Consider the following 23,135-nt stretch of genomic DNA (forward strand, 5'->3'; position numbering starts at 1 on the left):
AAGTTTCTTAAATATAGGAAATAGATTACAGCAAAGCAATTAATGAAATGGTATTTCGACCAAGTGTTAATATGTATATATGTTAAAAATTTAAAATAGCTATGCATGTTTAACTAAAATAAAAAAAACAGAAACAACTTAAAGTTAAGCTATTTCTGTTTTATAGAATATGGATACCATAAATGCTAATCTTTAAACACAGCGTAACGCCTGGTTAAATCTTGAATTAGTTCTCGCTTGTAACTCTAGTAAATTTTCTATGTTCCAATGCGTACTTTATTATTAATTCATCCATAGCGTTTATTTCAAAAATGAGCGTTTTTGTCAATACGCCATCACAATAATAATTTATTTCATCATCTTGCCCGTCAGTTTCATTTACCTGATATGTTAATGAAGTACATTCATTAGGATCTGATAATGGCCCTATTTCTCCTGTTGCGTAAAACTCAACAATCTCTCCATTTTCGACTTGCTCCCATTCCAAAGGTGCTACATCGTCCATAAACGCTATATTCTGCCACTTTCCTACTATTTTGTGTTCTGCGTCTGGAATAACATCATTAGTATCGTCATTTTTGGAACAAGATAACACGAGTAGCGCTATCATTAAAATACTTATATAATTTTTCATAACCTTTTATTTTATAATTAAACTTCTTTTTTGTTCGTTACCTCGTGCATCTACCAAATGAATAAAATACAAACCTGATTTCAATTTTTCAGTTTTTAATGTCAGCTTTTCAGATGCACTCTTTTCTTGAAATAGAAGCACGCCATAAATGTCATGCACACCAACGGTATAAGGCGTGCTTGCCATTTTATTATTATCGCATGGTAAATCTGGATAGTGCATTTTTAAAGTAACATTCCCTGCTTTGGACGGATTGGGATATAAGCTGATTTTGGAAGCGCAAGGATCTGAAATATCAGGATTGTATACATTAATTTCTTTATCGAGGTAATTATCAACACCACATTCGTTTATGACTTTACAACGCAACCTATACGTACCTGAACAACTACCGTGGTTAATAGTAATATAAGAACCTGATGTGAAGGGATTGCCCGACGCTCCAGTTATAGAAGGCAAACTACCACCATTACTACAATCTAAATTAGTGGTTACTAGTGTCCATTGGTATGTAAGCCCCAACTGTGGTGGCTGCTGTACAGTAAACCCGTCAAAACTATTAAAGGTGACGTTGTCGGCACCACCTTGAATAATATGTTGGGTTAACAATGGCTTTTTAGTCAACATTACATTATGTGTGATAATCGCACCATTTACATTAGCCGTTATTGTACCCGTACCAATTTCATTGGGCAGTGCAGTAACTGTAACTGAAGATGAATTTTGACTAACAATATTTAAATTTGATGTAACAAACCAATTCGAAACAGAGGTGCTACTGTTTAATAAATATGTATTTGGTGTAGACCCACAAATGAATTCTTCCCCAACAATTTCTGGTACGATGCACGACGTACTTAAAATATTCTGAAGTACTGATGTGGAATCAATAAAATAATGCATTCTATTAACTTGACCTTGACTAAAGTTGTCCATGCATTCGGGTCTGGAGTAAGACATAATATTATGAGTATCGGGATCATACATGTAACCTTGATACATTTCATTGAAGAAATAATTACAATTTGAATCTACTTTATATTCATATGGAGAATTAGCGGGAGCAAGCAAATATGGATCAGCAGGTGTATCACATAATAAATCGCCTGCCGTATTGCAATTTGAATTCAAGCCGCCTCGTGGTATTTTTTCCTGATTGTTTCCTCCAGTTCCCATACCTCTATGCGTGTGGTATAAACTAAAACAATGACCAATTTCATGACTCGAAATACTGCTTTCGGCGTCCACTGCCTTCACAATAAATTCTGTGGGAGACATACTAACGCCTCTGTAAGGTGCTGCATTAACAATATAAAAATTAAACGCAGTGGTTGAATGGTTTAGAAGCAATAAATCCTGATCTTCTGTACCGCTTAAATCATAATAAACATCATCATTAATATAATCAAACCCTACGCTGTTAAAAAAAATATTATGAGCATTGTAATCGCCATTAAGCCTATTAAGGATATTAGGTATATTACTTGGATTAAAACCGCCTGTTTCATCGCTTTGACGAACAATATGAAATTTAATATTAAGACATACGGGAGCATTATTAATTCTTTTTTGATAATTTAAAGGAATTTGAACCGCATTAACAACATCTGGTGTTCCACACCAACTTTGTGCCGAGCTCAAATTTGGTACACAGAACATGACTAAAAGCAATAATAAGCCAAAATTATTGGCGTTTGGCGTTTGGCGTTTGGCGTTTGGCGTTTGGTAAGTAAAGTTGCTGTCATAAAACGTGATTTTATGTTAAAGGCTTCCTAAATATAGAGTATAAATTACAGTAAACCAAGGAATAAAGTGAAATTTAGACCATCTGCACAATGTATATTTGTTAAAAATTTAAAATAGCTATGCATGTTTAACTAAAATAAAAAAACAGAAACAACTTAAGGTTAAGCTATTTCTGTTTTCTAGAATATGGATACTCTAAATGCTAATCTTTAAACAACGCGTAACGCTTGGTTAAATCTTGAATGAGTTTTTCTTCTTCTTTACTCTCTAATAAAGTATTGTAATTTTTCCAAAAGTCTTTATCATAAGGTTTCGGCGAAAACAAATCTGAATCCCATGGTTTGGCTAATGCTTCCTTTACTTGCGCATCATCTGTAATAATTTCTGTGAACAAAATTTCTTGAACGGTATAGTAATAACGTTCGTCTTTATTAATGGCCGATTCGTCAATTTCCGTTTTAGGATCATCTATTGCAACACCTACATTTACCAGTTTTGGTGTTTCATAATACACATAATTCAAGTACATTTTATCTTGATACTCTTTATAACTCAACACCAATTTATGAGTGATATCTGTATCATATAATGTTTTACTTCTGCTGCGTTGTGCTTTGGAAGCGGCAACCAATTCATATTCAATTTTTTTTATGGCATATGTATCCCAATAAATATAAATCCATCCTTTTGGATGATAACCATCATTGAAAATTCCTGGTGTTTCCAAATTCACATATTCAAAACTTTCTGAAATTTGAATTTTATAAATCTTCCGGTCATTTTCAACTAGAACCGTATCCAAATTAAATTGGTGTTTGCTCATGATATCCTCGCCAAACAACGCACGTGAATTTCCCGCATTACGAACCATGTTTAATTTTCCTTGAAATAAGGTTTCTAATCCGTTGGTACGATTATCATTCCATTTAATAGCCTTTACTAAGGAACTGGTTCTAATGGTATCACGCCTTAAATTATTTTTTGAAAACCTGATATTCTTGGATTTATTTTTTAAATAAGATGTGTATGCTAATAAACTATCTACATCACGTAAATCATAACTTTTACGAACCTGATCCACATTAATTTTAAGATTTTCTGCCGTATTGGATGCGTAATTGGAATCGTGCAAAGTAATAGCACTTTCAATAAGCCATTTAAATTCCTTTTTATTGCGCTCTTTATGACGCATAAATCCTTTTTGTAAATAAGACGAATCCGGCAAGTTTTCTGGCAACTCTTCAATAGCACGCATGACGATATCCTTACCCGTTTTTGGTCTAGTTTCTGCTATTAATAATACCTCGTCTAGAGATGCTACATCTTCATCTAAATAAATTTCAAAAGAGGCATCAAATTCATCAACCGGGATTTTATAACTTTTAAATCCAATTGAGGATACAATTAACGTATCTTTTTTATACTTGTTTGGTACGGTTAATAAGAATTTACCATCCGCGTTTGAAACGGTTCCGATAGTTGTATTTTTAACATAAATACTCGCACTTTCTATAGGTTGAAACGTGCTCCCTTCTAGAACCGTATTTGTTAATTCGGTTTGAGCTGAAGCACATGTTCCAATAACAAGTAGCAGGATACTTAAAAAAGAGGTTTTAAAACGATTTGTCATTTAAAGTTTATTTACTTGGTTGCTGGCTTATAATCTTTTCCATCCAACGTCATTTTGGCGATAATTTCTTTTAGCATTTTCGCCAAAATAACTTTCGAAGTTATTTCGTCGCTGGCTTATAATCTTTTCCATCCAACGTCATTTTGGCGATAATTTCTTTTAGCATTTTCGCCAAAATAACTTTCGAAGTTATTTCGTCGCTGGCTTATAATCTTTTCCATCCAACGTCATTTTGGCGATAATTTCTTTTAGCATTTTCGCCAAAATAACTTTCGAAGTTATTTCGTCGCTGGCTTATAATCTTTTCCATCCAACGTCATTTTGGCGATAATTTCTTTTAGCATTTTCGCCAAAATAACTTTCGAAGTTATTTCGTCGCTGGCTTATAATCTTTTTCCATCCAACGTCATTTTGGCGATAATTTCTTTTAGCATTTTCGCCAAAATAACTTTCGAAGTTATTTCGTCGCTGGCTTATAATCTTTTCCATCCAACGTCATTTTGGCGATAATTTCTTTTAGCATTTTCGCCAAAATAACTTTCGAAGTTATTTCGTCGCTGGCTTATAATCTTTTCCATCCAACGTCATTTTGGCGATAATTTCTTTTAGCATTTTCGCCAAAATAACTTTCGAAGTTATTTCGTCGCTGGCTTATAATCTTTTCCATCCAACGTCATTTTGGCGATAATTTCTCGCAAAATTTCAGATGTACCACCTCCAATTGGTCCTAATCGGCTATCACGTAATAATCGTGCCATAGGATATTCTTCCATATAACCATAACCACCTAAAAATTGAAGACACTGGTATATCACCTCATCGGCCATTTTGGTAGATTGCAATTTGGAAATCGTTGCTTCTTTAACCACATATTCACCTTTATTCATTCTGTAGGCAATAGAGTAGTTAAATTCTTTACATACAATCATACTTGCGTATGCATCTGAAAAGGCATGACGTAAGGCTTGGAATTTATTTATACTCTTTCCAAAGGCGTAACGTTCACTCATATATTTCTTGGCATAATCTAAAGCAAATTCAGCGCGAGCATGTGAGTTTACGCCCATAATTAAACGCTCAAATGCAAAATGTTGCATGATATATGGAAACCCTTTATTCTCTTCACCCATTAAATTTTCAGCAGGAATGGTCACGTTATCAAAAGCAATTTCGGCAGTATCACTTGCTCGCCATCCTAATTTATCTAATTTGGTTGCAGAAATACCAGGTGTATCACGATCCATAATAAACATACTAATTCCCTTGTTTCCTAACTCCGGATTTGTTTTAGCGGCAACTACTAAATAATCGCTATAAACCCCATTTGTAATAAAAGTTTTGGATCCGTTAAGGACATAAGTGTCACCTTTCTTTTCAGCAGTTGTGCGCATTCCTGCCACATCACTACCACCAAAAGGTTCGGTTACACAAAGGCAACCAATCATATCACCAGAAATACTTCCTGTTAAATATTTTTCCTTAATAGCATCACTTCCTTCAGCATTTACGTGTGTCATTGCCAAATAAGCATGCGCCCACATATTGGCTGCAAAACCGCCAGAATTAACTTTTTGCAGTTCTTCAAGAAAAATGATTGTATAAAATAAGTCTAAATCTAATCCGCCATACGCTTCCGGATAATTAACACCAAAGAAGCCCATATCCCCGAATTTTTTCCAAATAAAACGCTCAACAGTTCCGTCTTTCTCCCATTTTTCAATATGTGGAACTACCTCTTTCTGTAAAAAATCTTTTAAGCTCTGTCTAAACAAGTTATGCTCTTCGGTGAAGTACATAGTATTCATAAATTTTGGTTTTTTGTATAATTATTCGAGTGTCAAATATAACGTAATTATCTCAATCTTGTTTACAGGGAAGTCTTTAACTTTCGTTAAATCGGTTAATGATTTAAAGCCATCCAGAAGAATTCGTTGCTCTATAATGTTGTGCGCCACTTCATAATCTATATATGGAATGGTAACCAACTCATCTCGCGTAGCTGTGTTTACATTGAAACGCGCAATGGGTTTTGGTGTTTTTACAGTGAATTGTTCTTGAATGCGTTCAATGACCTCAGCAGACAAGCCATACACTTGCGTTAGTTCTACATCAGCAATAAATTGACCGCCTATTTTTTCGCGATAGGAAACTATGCGCTCGGATAAGGCATCACCAATACCATAAATACGTTTTAATTGAGAAGCTGTTGCTTGGTTTAAATCAATTTTCTGCCCAAATGTTTTGGGTTTGCTATTGTAGTTATTAGAATTGAAAGGTTTCGGTTTCGGATTTGTAACCCATTCTGGAAATTTAAAATTTGGTGATAAAACGGCTAAAAGCGAATCAGACACTTTGGTTACTTGCTGAAATTCTGATGCCGAATTCACCCATTTTTCCGATGCTCTAAATTTATGAAGTCTATCTATTTCTTCATTGCTCATGCCTAAAGTATAGCCTTTATAGTCGGTTATATAATTAGGGTTGAAAGGAAATATTTTGAATTTAGAATTTTCAATCTGAACCAATTTTAAAGAATCAATTTCCTGCTGGAGTTCGGTATTGATGAGCGCATCATGGTTGTTGCCATCTAATGTTTTATTATAATAGTGAAACAAAACTTGAAGAATCACCATGATAGCGATTAACAAAAAAATCCCATTTCGCTGTTTTTTAGTAAACGTGAAATGGGATTTCATAATGATTAATTTAGAAGTTTATTTCTTATCCAACCTTTTATATAATTGGTTAGTTTTTAGTTTCTGTATGTATTCGTTTAAATCGAATTTCACCTCACTAGACATAATGTAAAGACCAATTATGTTTGGAAACGACATGGCTAAAATCATCATATCTGAAAAGTCAAGAACAGCTCCTAAACTAACGGATGCTCCAATAACTACAAATACTAAAAATAACATTTTATATATAAATTCAATTTTCTTACTCTTACCAAATAAGTATGTCCAAGCTCTCATTCCATAATAAGACCATGATATCATAGTTGAAAATGCAAATAAGAATACCGCTACCGCTAACACATATGGGAACCAAGATATTTGACTACCAAAAGCATCAGATGTTAATTGCGCACCAGCCATACCTTCTACTTCATGCATACCAGTAAAAATTAATACTAAAGCCGTTAATGTACACACAACAACGGTATCAATAAATGGTTCTAATAAGGCCACAAAACCTTCCGATGGTGGATTGTTTGTTTTAGCTGTACTATGAGCAATAGCTGCAGAACCTACACCTGCTTCATTGGAAAATGCGGCACGTTGGAAACCAACTATTAATACACCAATAACGCCACCTTTAAGAGCTGAAGGGCTAAAAGCACCTTCATAAATAGCCGTAAAAGCTGGGCCAATATTTTGAATATTCATAATAATAACGGCAAGGGCAGCAACCACATAAATACTAGCCATTACAGGAACTACTCTACCTGTTACTTTGGCAATACTGTTAATACCTCCAATGATAACAACTCCTACTAAAATTGCGGTTATAACACCAAAATAGAACCCGTTACCTTCTAACATAGGAAACTGACCTGCTAACTGCTCAAAAGATTGATTGGCTTGAAACATATTACCACCTCCAAAAGAAGCACCAACTGCTAAAACGGCAAACATACCTGCAAGCACTTTTCCAAATCCTTTCATGTTACGCTTTTCAAGCCCGTAACGTAGGTAATTCATGGGGCCACCAAACACACGACCATCAGGCAGAATATCACGATATTTAACACCTAAAGTACACTCTACAAATTTTGTTGACATCCCTAATAATCCACAAACAATCATCCAGAAAGTTGCGCCTGCTCCTCCCAAGGATACCGCTACGGCTACACCAGCAATATTTCCTAATCCAACAGTACCTGAAACGGCTGTTGCCAAAGCTTGAAAGTGTGTAACTTGTCCAGGTGCATCTGGATCGTCATATTTTCCACGTGCTAAATCAATAGCATGTCCAAATCCACGGATATTAATAAAGCCCATTCTAATTGTAAAGAATAACGCCCCCAATACTAACCAAATTACAATAAATGAAATAGGTTTTGTTAGTGGGTCACCATTTGGATGGGTTAAAACAACTGGCTTATCATAAGTTACTTGTGCGAAATTATGAGCACCTTGTTCAATTACGTGTTGCGCATTATCTGAATTAAAAATAACGTTTCCTTCTGCGGTTAAATGCTTTAATTTTCCTTTTGCTGATGAGTTTACCGTAATATCATTTCCAGCCATATCCTGAATAACGGCAATTGGCTCATCTTTAAGGACATTTTCACCATCGCCTTTAAGCCAAGACTTAAGTGTATATTTATTTTGAACTTCGTTCGTCCAATTTGGAATACCTATTTGCTTGCTGTCTGCATAGACAACTGGATCATAAATTCCTATTGCAGCAAAAGGATCCCAAAAAAGCACCGAACCTAGCGCACTAACGGCCGGTGTCATGGTACCATTAAAAACCTCTGTAATTGCTTCCGTTTCTACCGTATAAACCACGGTCTTACTATTTCCTGCAGCATCTGTAACAACAACTGAATACGGAACTCCTTCCGTAAGCCCAATAGCTCTATTAGAAGTTAATGGTGTACTTTGATTACTCCAGCGATAGGTATAAGGCTCTACTCCACCTTTAACCGTAATTGTTACAACACCATCGTTAATTGTGGATGAAGGGTTTGAGACTTGCCCTTCTATTTCAAAATTTTGCGCAAACGCTATTATGGGCAGAATTGCAGTAAAAATTGAAAGAAGAATTTTCTTCATAAGATTTTTTATTAGTTAGTTTTTTTTAAATTAGTAGGACAAGATGCTAAAAAAAAATGAGTTTTTAAAACATCTGTTGTTAAAAACAAAATTTGATTAACGGATGTTGTAAACTGAATTAAGCTTCATTATCTGTTCTGGCCTTCCAAGCACGATAACTTTAGAATTAGGCATTAGGCGTTGTTCGGCTTCTGGATTAATAATATAATCGCCATTTTCATCTTTATAACCTATAACATTACAACCTGTTTTTTGACGTAAATCCAAATCGCGAATGGTACGAATTTCCGTTGTATCATAGAATTTACTCACCGCAATTTCTTCAATATTAATATTGGATTTCCCCACAATAGATAAGTTATCAATAAACTCAATTAAATCGGGAACAACCACCAAAGATGCCATGTGATCTCCACCTATTTTATCTGGCAAAATAACATTATTAGCACCAGCTAGTTTCAACTTGTTGTAAGACGTTTCTTGAGATGCACGACTAATAATTGTCATATCCTGATTTATTTGCCGAGCAGATAATACCACAAATAGGTTATCCGCATCATTAGGCAATGCAGAAATTAACGTCGTAGCCTTCTCAATTCCTGCTTGTAAAAGAATCTCGTCTTCATTGGCATTTCCATGAACAAATGGCACCATTTCACTTTGGAATTTTTCAATAACCTCTTTATCCCGTTCAATTACCACAAAAGGTTTTTTATAAGCCATTAGTTTATGTGCAGCTTGTTTGCCGTTTCTGCCATAGCCACAAATAATAATATGACCAGAAAGATTATCAATCTTTTTTTGCATTTTCTTTTGTTTTAAATCTTCAAAATTATTTTTACTCAAAATATATTCGGTAATCACACTAATAGCATAACCAACAATAATAACACTAGTAAGAATTAAAAAAATAGTGAATATTTTAGAAGCATCATCCAAAGGGCGGACTTCGCCAAAGCCTACCGTTGTAACGGTTATTACTGTCATATAAAGCGCGTCTACCCAGCGGTAACCGGACATAATCATAAACCCTATAACGCCAACTAAAAGCAATAAAATTAACAAGACAATTGCTATTATTATTTTAGAACGAAAAAGATTTAAAACGAAGTTTCTCATACTTATAAATCAAACACTGATGAGCGCTTTGTGAATAATAAGTCTTTTATTCGCATCCAAAAAGCAATAAACAAATAGAGGGCAAAACCAAAGCCTAATGTCACAAAGGTGAGATACATAAATGAGGTTCTTACAACCTTGGCACGAATACCCATGCGGTCAGCTATACGCTGGCAAACGTAATAACCACGCTTTTGAAAATAAAGTAAGGCATTATAAAAAAAATTCATATTGCAATGTAATAATTTATTTGCTTATTAAGCGATTTCCAATAGCGCATTGTAAACATTTATTTGGATTGCAATACTGCATCTTCAGCTGTAATAACGCTTGTGAAACACTGGCGTAATTAGGCATTGGTTTCAATTGGTTAAACTTATTTACAATGGTATTGTTTTCGGAAGGAATATGTGCCATAAGTTCTAGTAGTTCTGAAACTACATCTGTTCCTTGTTTTTTATTGTAGGCAAATTTTAAAGGCACAACCGTATTTATAATTAATAGGTGAATAAAATTTTTAGTCAAAATCTTTTTTGATGGTTTGGAAGTCGTTTGAAACGTAAAATGTGTTCTCCAAAACTCAGAACAGCCCACTTGAAAAAGCTTATAAATTTGCTCAAGGGTTTTACAATCCATTATTTTTGAAAACAATGCGTCATTTTCAGTATATAAGACGGCCAATTGTGATAAGCGTATGGTTGGAAAATTAGGAGGCCGTAACTTAAAAAACTGCGGTTGTGTTACCAAACTATTATCCAATTGAAATTTGTTTTTCAAAAATTTATAATGCGCCTTCAATTGCAGCTCATAAGGCTCATTACTTTCTGAACTTAATAACCCGGCCTGACCTAAAAATAAGGCTTCCAGCTCTTCAGGTTTATTTTGAAGTTTTCTAATGATAGCAAAATCTATAGATTGTGCCATGCTTAAAAACGCATCACCATTAATATTAAGACCAAAGTTTTTAGCGAGCATGGCAAACAATACGGCTTCCCAATTGTTTTTTGATTTTTTCAATAAATGCGTAATTGCAACGGACTTCTGCTCTAAACGTTCTATATATAAGCGTTCCAACCAATTTTGCAATAAAAAGTCTGGTGTATCACTAAATTCATTTTCGCAATTTATCCATGATTGTTTTTTAGAGAAGAGTTCATGGTAATTATTAAGTAATTTTTTATCCACATGATGCTTCAGTTCCAATGTTGGAATTACGGTATTATCTTTTCTGAAAACATCGGTATCGTGTTCCCAAACCACATGAAGTATCACGTTTTGATACGCAGGATCTTTTTCATGATGATGCACATACCAATCGCTAGATTTAATATGAATTTCTACATTTCCTGCCCAAAGCTGATTATCAATTTTAAGTTGCGCTGCAAAAAAATCAGGGCCAGAAAGCTGATTGTGCTGTCCTGAATTTACCACAGTAATAAGCTGCTCTTGAGTTGTTTTCAAATTCAAAAGCTGAAACTTTTTAAACTGCCATAAATAATGTAAAAACGCTTCTTGCATCCTTCTAATTTACATATTTTAAACTAATTATGGTGCTGTGTTGCGAGTTTCGTATTTTTACAAAAACTAAAAATAAGCGGAAACTAACTATTTACATGAAATATCTTGCTTTTATAACCGTAATCCTTTTAACACAAACACCTATGACACTTTATAAATTTAATACAGATAGTAAACAAACCGATTGGTATATTCTTGATGATGTGGTTATGGGCGGAAAATCTAATGGCACGTTTAGTATTAATGAAGCTGGAAATGGTATTTTTAAAGGCGAAATATCATTAGAAAATAATGGTGGTTTTTCTTCTGTTAGACACGATTGTAATGTAAAAAATCACGAAGGTTTTACACGTTTTAGAATCCGAATAAAAGGTGATGGTAATCCCTATCAATTCCGTGTAAAATCCGACAAAAATAACAGACATAGTTATGTAGCCACATTTCAAACCTCTGGAGATTGGGAAACAATAGACATTGCCTTTACTAATATGCCTGCTGTTTTCCGTGGTCGAAATTTAGACATGCCCAATTTCCCTGGTAAAAATATGGAAGAAATTGGTTTTTTAATCGGTACTAAAAACCCGCAAAAATTCCAATTAGAAATAGAGAGTATTGTGTTAGTAAAGTAAAATTTCATCTGAACTTTTTAGTATCTTCGAATTCATGAATACAATAGAAATCCGACAGGTAAATGTAGTGCAATATATCAATCCATTGCGCGAAGGCGGTTCGCTTCCTGCCATAGTAAAAGCGGATGATGGCTTCTTGTATGTTTTAAAGTTTAGAGGTGCTGGTCAAGGCAAAAAAGCATTGATAGCCGAACTTATTGGTGGCGAAATTGCACGCGCTATCGGTTTACATGTGCCTGAATTGGTGTTCATGAATCTAGACGACTCCTTCAGCAAAACCGAACCTGATGAGGAAATTCAAGATTTACTCAAATTTAGTGTGGGTTTAAATCTCGGACTTCACTATTTATCTAGTGCTATTACTTTTGATCCGTTAGTAACCCATATTGATTCTTTAACGGCTTCCAAGATAGTTTTAATGGATAGCATCATTAGTAATATTGACCGAACCGCTAAAAACACCAACCTTTTAAGTTGGAATAAAGAATTATGGGTTATTGATAATGGTGCTAGTTTTTATTTTCACCATAATTGGCAAACATGGGAAAACCATTTAACGAGAACGTTTCCACTTATTAAAGATCATGTATTACTAGAGTTTGCCAATAATTTAAATGAAGCTTCTCAACACATTACAACACAACTTAACACGGAGAAAATTGAAGAAATTATTTCATTAATCCCAGAAGATTGGCTTGAAAGTGACGCAGATGCGTTTTCTCCAAACGACATGAGAGCAGCTTATACCACCTATTTAAAGGCCAAACTTGCCATGATTGATAAACTCGTTAAAGAAGCTGAAGATGCCAGATAACGTTACTTTTGAATATACCATTATAAGATTGGTTCCTAAAGTTGAACGGGAGGAATTCTTTAATATTGGTGTGATCCTTTTTTCGAAGCGGAAAAAATTTCTAGGCATGAAGTATTATATAAATCCTAAAAAACTAGCCGCATATTCAAGCGACATAGATAAAGCTGAAATTGAGAGTTATTTAAAAGTCTGGGAGTCCGTTTGCCAAGGTAATCCTTCAGGAGGCGTTATTGAAAAAATGGAAGTTTCTGATAGATTCCGATGGTTGGCAGCTTCCAAAAGCACCATTCTTCAATGCTCCAAAACACATTCAGGACTCTGTACAAATCCAAAAGAGACCTTGGAAGGCCTCTTTGAATCGTTTGTATTGTAAAATTCGTTCTTAATTCTTAATCAACTTTTTTGTTGAAGTTTGACCATTTTGGTTAATAATCTTTAAAAGATAAATACCGCGTGTTAAGGTTGGTGCAAAATATTCAAAATTACGAGTCTTTGAAGAAACATGAACCCTTTTTCCCAATATGTTATAAACCTCAATCGTTTTTATTGGAGTTACTGTATCTAAATTAATCGTGTTTGTGAACGGATTAGGATAAATTTTTACTCCTTGACTTTCTATATCTGCAGTTAATAATAAAAAGGATGCATAAACATAATCTGTAATTGAAACAACGGTGGAATAACTATCTAATTCTTGCTTAAGCAAATTAGCATCACAATTACATACCAATTCATATTGTTCATAGGAAGTTCCAACATTTACATTCTCATAAAGACGCACATTATAATCAGAAAATATTTGATTTAATCCTCCATCATTTGTAACGGCTATTTCATTGGAGTATGACACAAAACTGCCGACATTATTGTCTACTAGATTTAGAACTAAACCATTAGACAAAACATCCCCAGAAAATATATCAACGTAGTTTATTACTGAATTATAATTTGTTAAGTCTTGCAAAAACTGCTCCACGTCACAGTCTTCACAACTTACAACACCTAATTTATCCATCATGGTTTCATTTGTATAACCATAGACCATTTCATAAGACGTAACGTTATGATTTTGAAATATTAGATTTAAACCTGCATCATTGGATTCGTTTGAATACTGTCCTCCAACCGTTAATGAATACCCAACATTTTCATCCACCAACTCAATCTGAATCTGATGTTGTTGCGCATAAGTAGAAATGTTAATAAAAATAAATATAAAAAAGTAAATATGTTTCATACAAATAGATCTAGCACTTTAAAGGTACAAAAAATAACTTTTAGGACTTAATCTTCCAAAAGGTTAATTGAAACCTTATTCAACATAACCCATTTTCTCCATCCATTCGTTGTTGAACATTTTTCCAACATAACGACTTCCGTGATCGTGGAATAAAACAACAACTACATCATCTTTTGTAAAATGCTCTTTAAGCTGTAACAAGCCTTTTATTGCTGCTCCTGCAGAATTCCCTAAAAACATGCCTTCTTCCTTGGCTAATTTCTGGGTATATATAGCCGCGTCTTTATCCGTAACTTTGGTAAAACCATCTATAATACTAAAATCCACATTTTCTGGTAAAATATCTTCACCAATACCTTCGGTTACATATGGATAAATTTCCTTCTCGTCAAAAATTCCTGTTTCATGGTATTTTTTAAAGACACTTCCATACGTATCAATTCCCCAAATTTTTACATTCGGGTTTTGTTCTTTTAAATACTTACCAACGCCAGAAATAGTTCCGCCTGTTCCAACACCAACTACAAAATGCGTAATTTTTCCATCGGTTTGTTTCCAAATTTCTGGACCTGTGCTTTCGTAATGTGCTTTGGCATTACTTGGGTTATCATATTGATTAACATACCAAGAATTTGGTGTTTCTTCACCCAATCGTTTGGAAACAGAATAATAACTTCTTGGGTCATCTGGCTCCACATCTGTTGGACACACAACTACTTCTGCTCCAACGGCACGAAGAATATCCATTTTTTCTTTAGACTGCTTATCTGAAATCACAAAAATACATTTGTAACCTTTTACAATAGCAGCTAAAGCTAATCCCATACCTGTGTTTCCTGACGTTCCTTCAATAATCGTTCCACCTGGTTTTAAACGTCCGTCTGCTTCCGCATCCTCAATCATGGTTAAAGCCATACGATCTTTAACAGAGTTTCCGGGATTAAAAGTTTCGTATTTAGATAATACCAAACATGGTAAATCTGCTGTTAGTTTATTTAATTTTACCATGGGTGTATTACCAATGGTTCCTAGTATATTTTCTACGTAATCCATATATGAGTTTTTAAGATAATCGTTCGCACTAAACAATAGCGAGTACCTTTTTACATGTGTTCTTAATTTAGAATTGCAAAGGTATGATTTTGATAGGAAAGCACGAAAGGTTTTTTGATAGGGAGTTTTTGCATGGAGATTTGTGGAGAAACGTGGAGATTCATAAAGAGTTTACGTCGAAATTATTTAATGATAACCTGATAAACTGCAACTATGACTGAAAACTGTAAACTGCGATTGAGTACCGCAAACTGTAATCTGAACATTACTCAAACCGAATAGCTTTAACTGGCGAAATTTTTGTGATGATATAAGAAGGAATCAACAACATTAGTAAACACAGAATAAACGTACCAATATTTAAAGCGGCAATATAGGTGATGCTTAAATAAACAGGTGCTTCACTTACGTAGTACACATTTGGGTCTAAAGGGAAAATTTTAAAATATTTTTGCGCCAATAGAATGCCTAAACCAATGAGGTTTCCCCAGATTAATCCTAAAACTATTAAATAGGATGCGTTGTACAAGAATATTTTTCGGATGGTCCAGTTATTACTTCCCAACGCTTTTAAAATACCAATCATTTGCGTGCGTTCTAAAATTAAAACGAGTAATGCGGTAACCATATTAAATCCCGCTACCAGAACCATAATGCCAATAATGCCATAAATGTTTTTTACAAAAATACTTATCCACTCAAAAATGGAATCGAATTTTTTCTCCACCGTAACGGTATTAAATTCAGATGGTGTGTTTTGATATACTTGCTCCCGAATAGCATCTAATTGCGAATAATCATCCACAAAAAGCTCAAAATGACCAACGTGATTTTTTTCCCATTTATTAATACGTTGTAAATGTTTGATATGCGAAATGAGATAAGTTTTGTCAAATTCCTGAAATCCGGAATTATAAATACCCACAATTTCATAAGGAATAATGCGTACTTTTTGGTTGAAATCTTTATTTACAAAATAGGTTTGAATGGTATCTCCAACCGTTACATGTAACCGATTGGCGGTGAATTCGGAGATTAAAACATCCTGACTATAGGCATCTGTATATTCTGGAAGTTTCCCTTTAACTAGATATTCTTGAAAATAATCCCATTTATAATCCGTACCAACACCTTTTACAATTATAGCTTCAAAATCGGTTTCGGTTCTAATAATTCCAAATTTTGTTGCCACACCTTGGATATGTTCAACACCTTCAACCGCGTTGAATTCAGGATAAAAATCTTGATCTAATGAAAGTGATCCATCACTCTCTTGCGAATTATTATTGCCAAACTTGGAAATCATTAATTCACCATTAAAAGCAACTACTTTTTCACGAATTTTTTGTTGAAGCCCAATTCCAGTAGCAATGGAAATCATCATGACAATAATACCAATGGCAATTGCAGCGATACCAATTTTTATTATTGGTGCCGAAACGCTACTTTTATACGCTTTACTATCAATAATGCGTTTTGCTATAAAATATTCGAAATTCAAATGATGCAATTACTTTTAAATCGATTCAAAAATACAGTTTTATTATTTGTTATGGTACTGATTTCTTGTGGAAACTTTTCACAAACGGAATCAGTTGAAAAAACAAATATGCTTCAAAATTCAGCACATTCTAATCCTGAAACGAAAAAAGATTTAGTGATTGGTGCTAATCAAACAGATGCGTATTTACCCTTATTAAAAGGAAAACAAATTGGTATTGTTGCCAATCAGACTTCGGTTATATTTAAAAACTCGGGACATACAAGCTACACGCATTTGGTAGATTCATTAGTCGCATTAAACCTCAATATAAAAAAAGTATTTGCGCCAGAACATGGTTTTCGCGGAACTGCTGATGCTGGCGAAGTAGTTAAAGATGGAATAGACACTAAAACCGGCTTGCCTATAATTTCGCTGTATGGTGACAATAAAAAACCAAAACCTGAACAATTGGCTGATATTGATTATGTAATTTTTGATATTCAAGATGTTGGTGCCCGTTTTTACACTTACATTTCCTCATTACATTATGTTATGGAAGCTTGTGCAGAACAAAATATTCCACTCTTAATTTTAGACAGACCCAATCCAAACGGTCATTATATAGATGGTCCTGTTTTAGAAATGGCTCATAAAAGTTTTGTTGGCATGCATCCAGTGCCTGTGGTTCATGGTATGACTATTGGCGAATATGCCCAAATGATAAATGGCGAAAAGTGGTTGAAAAACAACGTTAATTGCATACTCACGGTTATTCCTGTAAAAAATTATACGCACCAAACAGCTTATAGTTTACCAATTAAACCATCGCCCAATTTACCGAACGATGTGGCTATAAATCTGTATCCGAGTTTGTGTTTTTTTGAAGGCACCAATGTTAGTGCTGGACGTGGAACACAAAAACAGTTTCAAATATTTGGGAGTCCTTTTCTAGATAAAGCGATGTTCAATTATAATTTTGAATTTACTCCAAAACCAAATGAAGGTTCTAAATATCCAAAACATGAAGGAAAAGTTTGTTATGGTTTAGATTTAAGTGACGCGCAACAACTAAACCGACTGGATTTAAATTATTTGATTGAAGCCTATCAAGCAACATCGGACAAAGCAACCTTTTTTAATAACTTTTTTATCAAATTAGCAGGAACAGACAGGTTGCAAAAACAAATTGAAAGTAGTCATACCGCCTACGAAATTAAAAAAACCTGGGTTCGTGATTTGCAAACCTATGATAGCATGAGACAAGCATATTTAATTTATAGATAACATACGGCTAATCGTACGGTTTTCCGTTCGGTCTTAAATTCGCGGCTCTGTATTCTGCTCGTGTTTGAATGACATAGCGTTTATCATTACTTAAACGCCTTGGATCAGACAAACTATAAGGAACAAAAATTGTTCCTTCACTTTCACCTTTACTAATTTTAGTGGTTTTGGAAGTCGCTACAGCTTTGTTTTTAGTGGTAAATTTTTTATTCTTTAAAGCCGTTTCGCTTGGCGGATAAAATTGCTTTAATGCTTCATTATTTATTAATAGTCCTTTTGTATCACGAGACGGTTTAATCTGCTTTTCCGATTTGACTATTTCACGAACTTCTGAATCGTTTACTTCAGACGTTTTTAAAACAATGTCCTTATCCATGTTCGTAGTTGTTGCTAATCGTGTATTAGGCGCAGTAAACTCCATGATAGGCAGCAATCTTGCAATTTTAAAAACCACGGTTTTACTGTAAATATAGGTATCATCTTTACCTTCTATAAATAATACAGAAAGCGTATAGTTACCAACCTCTAAAAAACTCAATGGGACGTTTACCTCCTTTTTGTTGCCACCAAGCGGCATAACCTGCACACCCGAATCGCTAATTATTTCAATTTTGGAAAGTGGATATTCACTTTTTAGAAGCAAAGTATCACCTGTTGCATTCAAATTATGAGCCAAACTGGCTGCTTTGGTATTTATGTTTCTTGTTATAGTAGAGTAAATATTACTTTGTGCGAGGGAAACAAAATGGCAACTAGTAACTAAAATCATAAACATCACTATACGTAGTAGTTTCATGACGAATATATTTAAATTAAACAATCTGTTATAGGCTATTAATCAGATATTTAATACTGTAAAAGTATGAGGTCAAGGCAAATACTTCAAATATTGAGATGTTTATTCGTTCAGTCTTTATATTTAATAGACTAACAGAAGGTGAATGAAGAAATAATCGACAAACAGACAGTAAGATATGTTGCTGTTATTGTTACAGCTTTAATACTAACAACTTTATTTATAAGAAAGTTTTGTACGCTCAATTTTAGTAAAAGCATCGATTATATAAATAACAAAAACTATTTTTTTAGCGGATTGCGAAACAACGAGTACATGTTTTCCTTTAGATAAATTTTGTAACGGTATCTGAAAATTTTTAGCATCTATATACAGATCTATTTCACGCTTATATGCCATATTAATAGAATAAATATGACTAATTTTTGTAGGACTTTTTAATAGTAGGGTATCCTTGGTTGCATTTAATTCGTGCAGTAAGGTGTTTGCATATAAGTTCGTGTTTTTCTCAATTTTAGCCATGTAGCTGGTTTGCGAATTGGCAAACTGATTACTGAATAAAAAGGCAAATAGGAAAAAAGGGAAAACGTAAGTGTTCATAAAAATCATTGTGTTTTGCTTATAACCAACACAACGACAGCACATTAATCTCTCGATATAAATCTAAGCAAAGATATGTCATTGCGAATCATAACACCCACAAACAGCAGGTAAACCGAATAAAACTCTTTTAAAATTAAAAAACCTTTGAGGTTAAGCGCTCAAAGGTTTTCACATTTTTTAAACGATAAACTAAAATACTTGGTAGCCAACGACAACGCCGACGTTAAAAATTGAATTAGAACCACCATATTCAGTAATTACTTTATTTGTAACCATAATTCTTAGCTCACCACTAAACCTACCGTAATCTACTCCGGCACCACCTAAAAAGGAAAAATGTCCTTTATCTACATCGAAATCTAAGATCTCTTTATTACCAGAGATGTTTCCAACTCTCAAATACTCAATATAGTTATCATCGCTTACAATAAAATTGTACCCTAGACCAATATTTATAAACGGTATTACTTTACGATTTTCTTTTTTGAAACTATACTTGAGCAATACATCTAATGCTACAGTACTATTTTTGAAATAAAAGGTACTCTCTTTTATATTAGGATTGTTTTCTTTAGGCTTAAATTCATTGTCATAAAAAGAATATAGAATTTCTCCTTTCATTGACCATTTTCCCAAATTTTTAGATAAATCTACATCATATGCAATACCAAAACTTGGAGTGCTATAGCTGCCACCATTAAAATCTTTTACGTATAATACAGGTGAATCTATACGATAGCTAGAAAACGCATAACCGGCTGTAATATAAAAGGCACTTCTAACTTTTTCCGTTTCCTTAACATATATTTGATCTTCAGACACTATATCTTCACAAGAATTGTACTGCTGAAAAATTTTAGATAATGACTTTCTTGTGTAATCCAAATTTTTAAGGTCTGAAATAGCATCACAATCGTTCATCACATAATTTAATTGTCCTATATAATTTTTTGAAGTTCTTACATAAGTATCTGTGCCGATTAAAGTATTACTGATATCTGATCCAACCAAAGAGGTTCGATTAATTAGTTCATTAACTTCATTATTCTTTTCTACAAAAAAATGTGATCTACCATCATAAAACTCGTAAAGGTTAGCATTACCAGTGACCAATACATTCAGAAACACCTGTTTTTCTTGAAATTTAACTTCTTGATCTTTTGTCATATAATCTAAACGCTGTTCTGTTACATCTAAATTTACCAATTTACTAACGTATTTGTCATTTTCTATTTCAAAAGCCATTATGTCTTCAGGTGAAAATAAATTTTCAGAACTAGCATTTTTAAATTTAATAAGGTTCGGTGTTTTTTTCCAATTTTGATAATCGATTAAACCCTGAATTACTTTATTATCTTTGGTCGTTATCTTACCTGGAATATAATTTGATTGCGCTACGGTGTTTAAAAAAGAAGTCAAAAACAAAAGGACTAAAAAGTGTTTCATATTTTAATTAAGTTATTTTAAGTGTATAATATTATCGATAATTAAAGTAATATCCTACAAAAAAATCATTAATTCAAGAAGGGCGCAAACCCAAAACCACCTTTTGATAATCTATTATAAAGGTTTTTGATATTTCTTAAAAGGCTGCTTTAATAACTCACCAATTTTACCATTAGCAACTTCGTCTGGAAACACATCTACACCATAAACAATATTATCCCGATCTAGTTCCATATAGGTTCCAAAGAGTCTATCCCAAATAGAAAATATATTTCCGTAATTAGAATCTGTATAAGGCAGAACATAATGGTGATGGACTTTATGCATATCAGGTGAGACAAACACATAACTCATTAACTTATCAAGCTTTCTAGGCATTCTTATGTTAGCATGTGTTAATTGCGTAAAAATGACGGATAAAGATTGGTATAGAAAAACAATAGCTATAGGTGTTCCCACAATAAACACACCCAAAATGGTAAAAGAAAACCGAATGACACTCTCTATAGGATGGTGTCTGTTTCCTGTAGTTGTATCTACATGATGATCGGTGTGATGCACCAAATGAACCATCCAAAGTGGTTTGACTTTATGTTCTACAAAATGTGCTAAATAAGCGCCAAAAAAGTCCAGTAGTAACACTCCCAAAAGCGCATATAAACCTAAAGGCATTTCGGGTAACCAATTAATAATACCGAAATTATTGGCTGCTACCCAATCCGTGGACTTAAGTAATAAAAAGGCCAATCCAAAATTAATAATGATGGTTGTTAAGGTGAAAAACAAATTTGGCCAAGCGTGCTTCCATTTCTTGTAACTAAACTGAAATAAAGGTAAGGCACCTTCTAAAAACCAAAAAAACATAATACCACCTACTAATAAAATACTTCGGTGTAATGTGGGAATGGTTTCAAAATAAGTGATAATTGCTTCCAAAAAACTGATTTTTAAATGGGTTTTATAAATAGTTTGGCTTTTTTCTTATGAGCCTCGGACATTTCACTTTGTAATTTCAAAATATTAGTCTCATCTTCCAATTGTAAATAAGACACGTATCGTAAAAAATTATAAAAACCTGTATTGCCCTTGTGGATGTCTTTAGCATTCATTCTTTCTAATTTTTTTAAGACTTTTTCAGGTTTGTTTACAATTAGATACTCTTGAATTTCAAATAAGTCTAGCTTTTGTTCAAATAGCTTTTTATTTTTTAGATCGCTGGATTTCAAAAAATCTCTAGCATCGTCAAAATACTTTTCAGCAACATTTAAAACGTCATTTTTTATAGAATCGCCCATAAATAAACTATAATCCTGATATTTAATACCTAACCTAAAAGCAGTTGTAAAGTTTGCTTTTTTAAAATAATTGATTAAATCTGAACTTAAAAAGTTTGTGTCTAAGGCATATTTTTTTAATAAATCTATAAGTTCTCTTTTCGATTTATAACTCATTTGTTGATACAAAACTTTCCCGTTCCCATCTAATATAAAGATATATGGAATACCTTGTACTCCATATTTTTGAGCAATACCTCTATTTCTATCAATATCTATTTTAACCGGAACATAATTTTTCATTAATACTTGTACATCTTCTTTGCTCCAGGATTCAGAATCCATGCGCTTACAAGGCCCACACCATGTTGCCCAAAAATCTACTAATATCAATTTATTTGAACTAAGTGCTATTTTTTGAGCATCTTCTAAAGAGGTTAACCAGTTAGCTTCGGCATAAGTTGTAAAAGCCATTAAGAGTATTAATAAACTAACGTACCATTTTTTCATAATTTTGTATTTAAGCATGTGTATTAATTTCGAGTTTAAAGATACTAAAAGTTCAATTTATAATTTAATCCGCTTTTTCATTTCCTCCACAATATTAAAAGCTGCAGGGCAGATTTCTACATTTTTCATGGTAAGATTAGCTATTTGTTGAAATTTCTTTCTATCCGTATGTGGGAATTCGCTACAGGCTTTTGGTCTAACCTCATAAATACTGCAATAATTATCGGCACCTAAAAAGGTACAGGGTACAGATTGCAATACATAATCATTATCTTCATCAATCCGTAAAAACTGATCTATAAACGGTTGAGGCTTCATTTTAAAATGCTTTGAAATGCGCTCTACATCTTTATTCGTGAACAATGGACCCGTTGTTTTACAGCAATTAGCGCAATCCAAACAATCTGTACGTTGAAATTCAGCTTCATGAAGTTCTTGCATGATATAATCCAATTGCTTGGGTGGTTTCTTTTTTAATTTTTTAAAGAAATCTTTACTCTCCTTATGCTTATCTTTGGCAAGTTTTGGAAGGCTTTCTATTTTGGCTTTCAGGTTCAAATTTTCTGGTTTGA

23 protein-coding genes are annotated in these 23,135 nt (G+C 33.6%); 4 read left to right on the forward strand and 19 right to left on the reverse strand.

Going from position 1 to position 23,135, the window contains the following annotated elements; translation table 11 throughout:
* Window positions 1-226: 226 nt before the first annotated feature.
* From GMA17_RS08825 to GMA17_RS08870, 10 genes are all read right to left on the reverse strand, one after another.
* Window positions 227-634 carry a hypothetical protein gene (locus GMA17_RS08825; protein WP_248395233.1) on the reverse strand — a complete coding sequence of 136 codons (408 nt, stop codon included), beginning with the start codon at window positions 632-634 and terminating at the stop codon, window positions 227-229.
* A 6-nt stretch (window positions 635-640) separates the two neighbouring features.
* On the reverse strand, window positions 641-2,293 hold the full coding sequence (locus GMA17_RS08830) for a T9SS type A sorting domain-containing protein (RefSeq protein WP_248395234.1): 1,653 nt from the start codon (window positions 2,291-2,293) through the stop codon (window positions 641-643).
* A 289-nt stretch (window positions 2,294-2,582) separates the two neighbouring features.
* The gene (locus GMA17_RS08835; RefSeq protein ID WP_248395235.1) at window positions 2,583-4,010 is read right to left on the reverse strand and encodes a carboxypeptidase-like regulatory domain-containing protein; all 1,428 of its coding nucleotides are present in this window, start codon (window positions 4,008-4,010) and stop codon (window positions 2,583-2,585) included.
* A 294-nt stretch (window positions 4,011-4,304) separates the two neighbouring features.
* Window positions 4,305-4,499 carry a hypothetical protein gene (locus GMA17_RS08840; protein ID WP_248395236.1) on the reverse strand — a complete coding sequence of 65 codons (195 nt, stop codon included), beginning with the start codon at window positions 4,497-4,499 and terminating at the stop codon, window positions 4,305-4,307.
* A gap of 146 nt (window positions 4,500-4,645) precedes the next feature.
* A complete protein-coding gene (locus GMA17_RS08845) occupies window positions 4,646-5,815 on the reverse strand; it encodes an acyl-CoA dehydrogenase family protein (RefSeq protein ID WP_248395237.1) in 1,170 nt (389 codons plus the stop codon).
* Between the two features lie 21 nt (window positions 5,816-5,836).
* Window positions 5,837-6,706 carry a helix-hairpin-helix domain-containing protein gene (locus tag GMA17_RS08850; protein WP_248395238.1) on the reverse strand — a complete coding sequence of 290 codons (870 nt, stop codon included), beginning with the start codon at window positions 6,704-6,706 and terminating at the stop codon, window positions 5,837-5,839.
* Window positions 6,707-6,724: 18 nt separating this feature from the next.
* A complete protein-coding gene (locus GMA17_RS08855; RefSeq protein WP_248395239.1) occupies window positions 6,725-8,794 on the reverse strand; it encodes an amino acid carrier protein in 2,070 nt (689 codons plus the stop codon).
* Window positions 8,795-8,890: 96 nt separating this feature from the next.
* Window positions 8,891-9,913, reverse strand: a complete 1,023-nt coding sequence (locus GMA17_RS08860; RefSeq protein ID WP_248395240.1) for a TrkA family potassium uptake protein — start codon at window positions 9,911-9,913, stop codon at window positions 8,891-8,893.
* A 2-nt stretch (window positions 9,914-9,915) separates the two neighbouring features.
* Window positions 9,916-10,143, reverse strand: a complete 228-nt coding sequence (locus GMA17_RS08865; protein ID WP_066251082.1) for a PspC domain-containing protein — start codon at window positions 10,141-10,143, stop codon at window positions 9,916-9,918.
* 16 nt (window positions 10,144-10,159) lie between these two features.
* Window positions 10,160-11,431, reverse strand: a complete 1,272-nt coding sequence (locus GMA17_RS08870) for a DUF2851 family protein (protein ID WP_248395241.1) — start codon at window positions 11,429-11,431, stop codon at window positions 10,160-10,162.
* 95 nt (window positions 11,432-11,526) lie between these two features.
* Between GMA17_RS08870 and GMA17_RS08875 the strand changes: the two genes are divergently transcribed.
* Genes GMA17_RS08875 through GMA17_RS08885 form a run of 3 tightly spaced genes read left to right on the forward strand, consistent with a single transcriptional unit; the run spans window position 11,527 to window position 13,247 of the window.
* The gene (locus GMA17_RS08875) at window positions 11,527-12,060 is read left to right on the forward strand and encodes a CIA30 family protein (RefSeq protein ID WP_248395242.1); all 534 of its coding nucleotides are present in this window, start codon (window positions 11,527-11,529) and stop codon (window positions 12,058-12,060) included.
* A 34-nt stretch (window positions 12,061-12,094) separates the two neighbouring features.
* A complete protein-coding gene (locus tag GMA17_RS08880) occupies window positions 12,095-12,874 on the forward strand; it encodes a HipA family kinase (protein WP_248395243.1) in 780 nt (259 codons plus the stop codon).
* Window positions 12,864-13,247: a DUF3037 domain-containing protein gene (locus GMA17_RS08885; RefSeq protein ID WP_248395244.1), complete on the forward strand. Its 384-nt coding sequence runs from the start codon at window positions 12,864-12,866 to the stop codon at window positions 13,245-13,247. Before GMA17_RS08880 ends, GMA17_RS08885 begins: the two co-directional genes overlap by 11 nt.
* 9 nt (window positions 13,248-13,256) lie before the next feature.
* Here GMA17_RS08885 and GMA17_RS08890 read toward each other — a convergent pair whose 3' ends face one another.
* From GMA17_RS08890 to GMA17_RS08900, 3 genes are all read right to left on the reverse strand, one after another.
* Complete coding sequence (locus GMA17_RS08890; protein WP_248395245.1) at window positions 13,257-14,111, reverse strand: T9SS type A sorting domain-containing protein; 855 nt, start codon at window positions 14,109-14,111, stop codon at window positions 13,257-13,259.
* A gap of 75 nt (window positions 14,112-14,186) precedes the next feature.
* Window positions 14,187-15,167 (reverse strand): PLP-dependent cysteine synthase family protein, encoded by a 981-nt coding sequence (locus GMA17_RS08895; RefSeq protein WP_248395246.1) that lies wholly within the window; start codon window positions 15,165-15,167, stop codon window positions 14,187-14,189.
* Between the two features lie 265 nt (window positions 15,168-15,432).
* Entirely contained in the window at window positions 15,433-16,668 is a 1,236-nt protein-coding gene (locus tag GMA17_RS08900) for an ABC transporter permease (protein ID WP_248395247.1), read from the reverse strand.
* Between GMA17_RS08900 and GMA17_RS08905 the strand changes: the two genes are divergently transcribed.
* Window positions 16,669-17,934, forward strand: coding sequence for an exo-beta-N-acetylmuramidase NamZ domain-containing protein (locus GMA17_RS08905; RefSeq protein WP_248395248.1), 1,266 nt, complete (start codon window positions 16,669-16,671; stop codon window positions 17,932-17,934).
* Between the two features lie 7 nt (window positions 17,935-17,941).
* Here GMA17_RS08905 and GMA17_RS08910 read toward each other — a convergent pair whose 3' ends face one another.
* The 6 genes from GMA17_RS08910 to GMA17_RS08935 form a co-directional block, all read right to left on the reverse strand.
* On the reverse strand, window positions 17,942-18,730 hold the full coding sequence (locus GMA17_RS08910) for a hypothetical protein (RefSeq protein WP_248395249.1): 789 nt from the start codon (window positions 18,728-18,730) through the stop codon (window positions 17,942-17,944).
* A gap of 216 nt (window positions 18,731-18,946) precedes the next feature.
* A complete protein-coding gene (locus tag GMA17_RS08915; RefSeq protein WP_248395250.1) occupies window positions 18,947-19,330 on the reverse strand; it encodes a hypothetical protein in 384 nt (127 codons plus the stop codon).
* Between the two features lie 192 nt (window positions 19,331-19,522).
* Entirely contained in the window at window positions 19,523-20,779 is a 1,257-nt protein-coding gene (locus tag GMA17_RS08920; RefSeq protein WP_248395251.1) for a porin family protein, read from the reverse strand.
* Window positions 20,780-20,893: 114 nt separating this feature from the next.
* Window positions 20,894-21,715 carry a sterol desaturase family protein gene (locus tag GMA17_RS08925; RefSeq protein ID WP_248395252.1) on the reverse strand — a complete coding sequence of 274 codons (822 nt, stop codon included), beginning with the start codon at window positions 21,713-21,715 and terminating at the stop codon, window positions 20,894-20,896.
* 11 nt (window positions 21,716-21,726) lie between these two features.
* Window positions 21,727-22,563 (reverse strand): thioredoxin domain-containing protein, encoded by an 837-nt coding sequence (locus tag GMA17_RS08930; RefSeq protein ID WP_248395253.1) that lies wholly within the window; start codon window positions 22,561-22,563, stop codon window positions 21,727-21,729.
* Between the two features lie 57 nt (window positions 22,564-22,620).
* On the reverse strand, window positions 22,621-23,115 hold the full coding sequence (locus GMA17_RS08935) for a YkgJ family cysteine cluster protein (RefSeq protein ID WP_248400637.1): 495 nt from the start codon (window positions 23,113-23,115) through the stop codon (window positions 22,621-22,623).
* Window positions 23,116-23,135 lie beyond the last annotated feature (20 nt).

Source organism: Bizionia sp. M204, assembly GCF_023205095.1.
Taxonomy (GTDB): Bacteria; Bacteroidota; Bacteroidia; order Flavobacteriales; family Flavobacteriaceae; genus Algorimicrobium; species Algorimicrobium hallyeonense.

What these genes read in the sequence shown, in the direction of transcription:
- GMA17_RS08825 (WP_248395233.1), bottom strand. Translation starts at nt 634, where the DNA reads ATGAAAAATTATATAAGTATTTTAATGATAGCGCTACTCGTGTTATCT.
- GMA17_RS08830 (WP_248395234.1), bottom strand. Translation starts at nt 2,293, where the DNA reads ATGTTCTGTGTACCAAATTTGAGCTCGGCACAAAGTTGGTGTGGAACA.
- GMA17_RS08835 (WP_248395235.1), bottom strand. Translation starts at nt 4,010, where the DNA reads ATGACAAATCGTTTTAAAACCTCTTTTTTAAGTATCCTGCTACTTGTT.
- GMA17_RS08840 (WP_248395236.1), bottom strand. Translation starts at nt 4,499, where the DNA reads ATGGAAAAGATTATAAGCCAGCGACGAAATAACTTCGAAAGTTATTTT.
- GMA17_RS08845 (WP_248395237.1), bottom strand. Translation starts at nt 5,815, where the DNA reads ATGAATACTATGTACTTCACCGAAGAGCATAACTTGTTTAGACAGAGC.
- GMA17_RS08850 (WP_248395238.1), bottom strand. Translation starts at nt 6,706, where the DNA reads ATGAAATCCCATTTCACGTTTACTAAAAAACAGCGAAATGGGATTTTT.
- GMA17_RS08855 (WP_248395239.1), bottom strand. Translation starts at nt 8,794, where the DNA reads ATGAAGAAAATTCTTCTTTCAATTTTTACTGCAATTCTGCCCATAATA.
- GMA17_RS08860 (WP_248395240.1), bottom strand. Translation starts at nt 9,913, where the DNA reads ATGAGAAACTTCGTTTTAAATCTTTTTCGTTCTAAAATAATAATAGCA.
- GMA17_RS08865 (WP_066251082.1), bottom strand. Translation starts at nt 10,143, where the DNA reads ATGAATTTTTTTTATAATGCCTTACTTTATTTTCAAAAGCGTGGTTAT.
- GMA17_RS08870 (WP_248395241.1), bottom strand. Translation starts at nt 11,431, where the DNA reads ATGCAAGAAGCGTTTTTACATTATTTATGGCAGTTTAAAAAGTTTCAG.
- GMA17_RS08875 (WP_248395242.1), top strand. Translation starts at nt 11,527, where the DNA reads ATGAAATATCTTGCTTTTATAACCGTAATCCTTTTAACACAAACACCT.
- GMA17_RS08880 (WP_248395243.1), top strand. Translation starts at nt 12,095, where the DNA reads ATGAATACAATAGAAATCCGACAGGTAAATGTAGTGCAATATATCAAT.
- GMA17_RS08885 (WP_248395244.1), top strand. Translation starts at nt 12,864, where the DNA reads ATGCCAGATAACGTTACTTTTGAATATACCATTATAAGATTGGTTCCT.
- GMA17_RS08890 (WP_248395245.1), bottom strand. Translation starts at nt 14,111, where the DNA reads ATGAAACATATTTACTTTTTTATATTTATTTTTATTAACATTTCTACT.
- GMA17_RS08895 (WP_248395246.1), bottom strand. Translation starts at nt 15,167, where the DNA reads ATGGATTACGTAGAAAATATACTAGGAACCATTGGTAATACACCCATG.
- GMA17_RS08905 (WP_248395248.1), top strand. Translation starts at nt 16,669, where the DNA reads ATGATGCAATTACTTTTAAATCGATTCAAAAATACAGTTTTATTATTT.
- GMA17_RS08910 (WP_248395249.1), bottom strand. Translation starts at nt 18,730, where the DNA reads ATGAAACTACTACGTATAGTGATGTTTATGATTTTAGTTACTAGTTGC.
- GMA17_RS08915 (WP_248395250.1), bottom strand. Translation starts at nt 19,330, where the DNA reads ATGAACACTTACGTTTTCCCTTTTTTCCTATTTGCCTTTTTATTCAGT.
- GMA17_RS08920 (WP_248395251.1), bottom strand. Translation starts at nt 20,779, where the DNA reads ATGAAACACTTTTTAGTCCTTTTGTTTTTGACTTCTTTTTTAAACACC.
- GMA17_RS08930 (WP_248395253.1), bottom strand. Translation starts at nt 22,563, where the DNA reads ATGAAAAAATGGTACGTTAGTTTATTAATACTCTTAATGGCTTTTACA.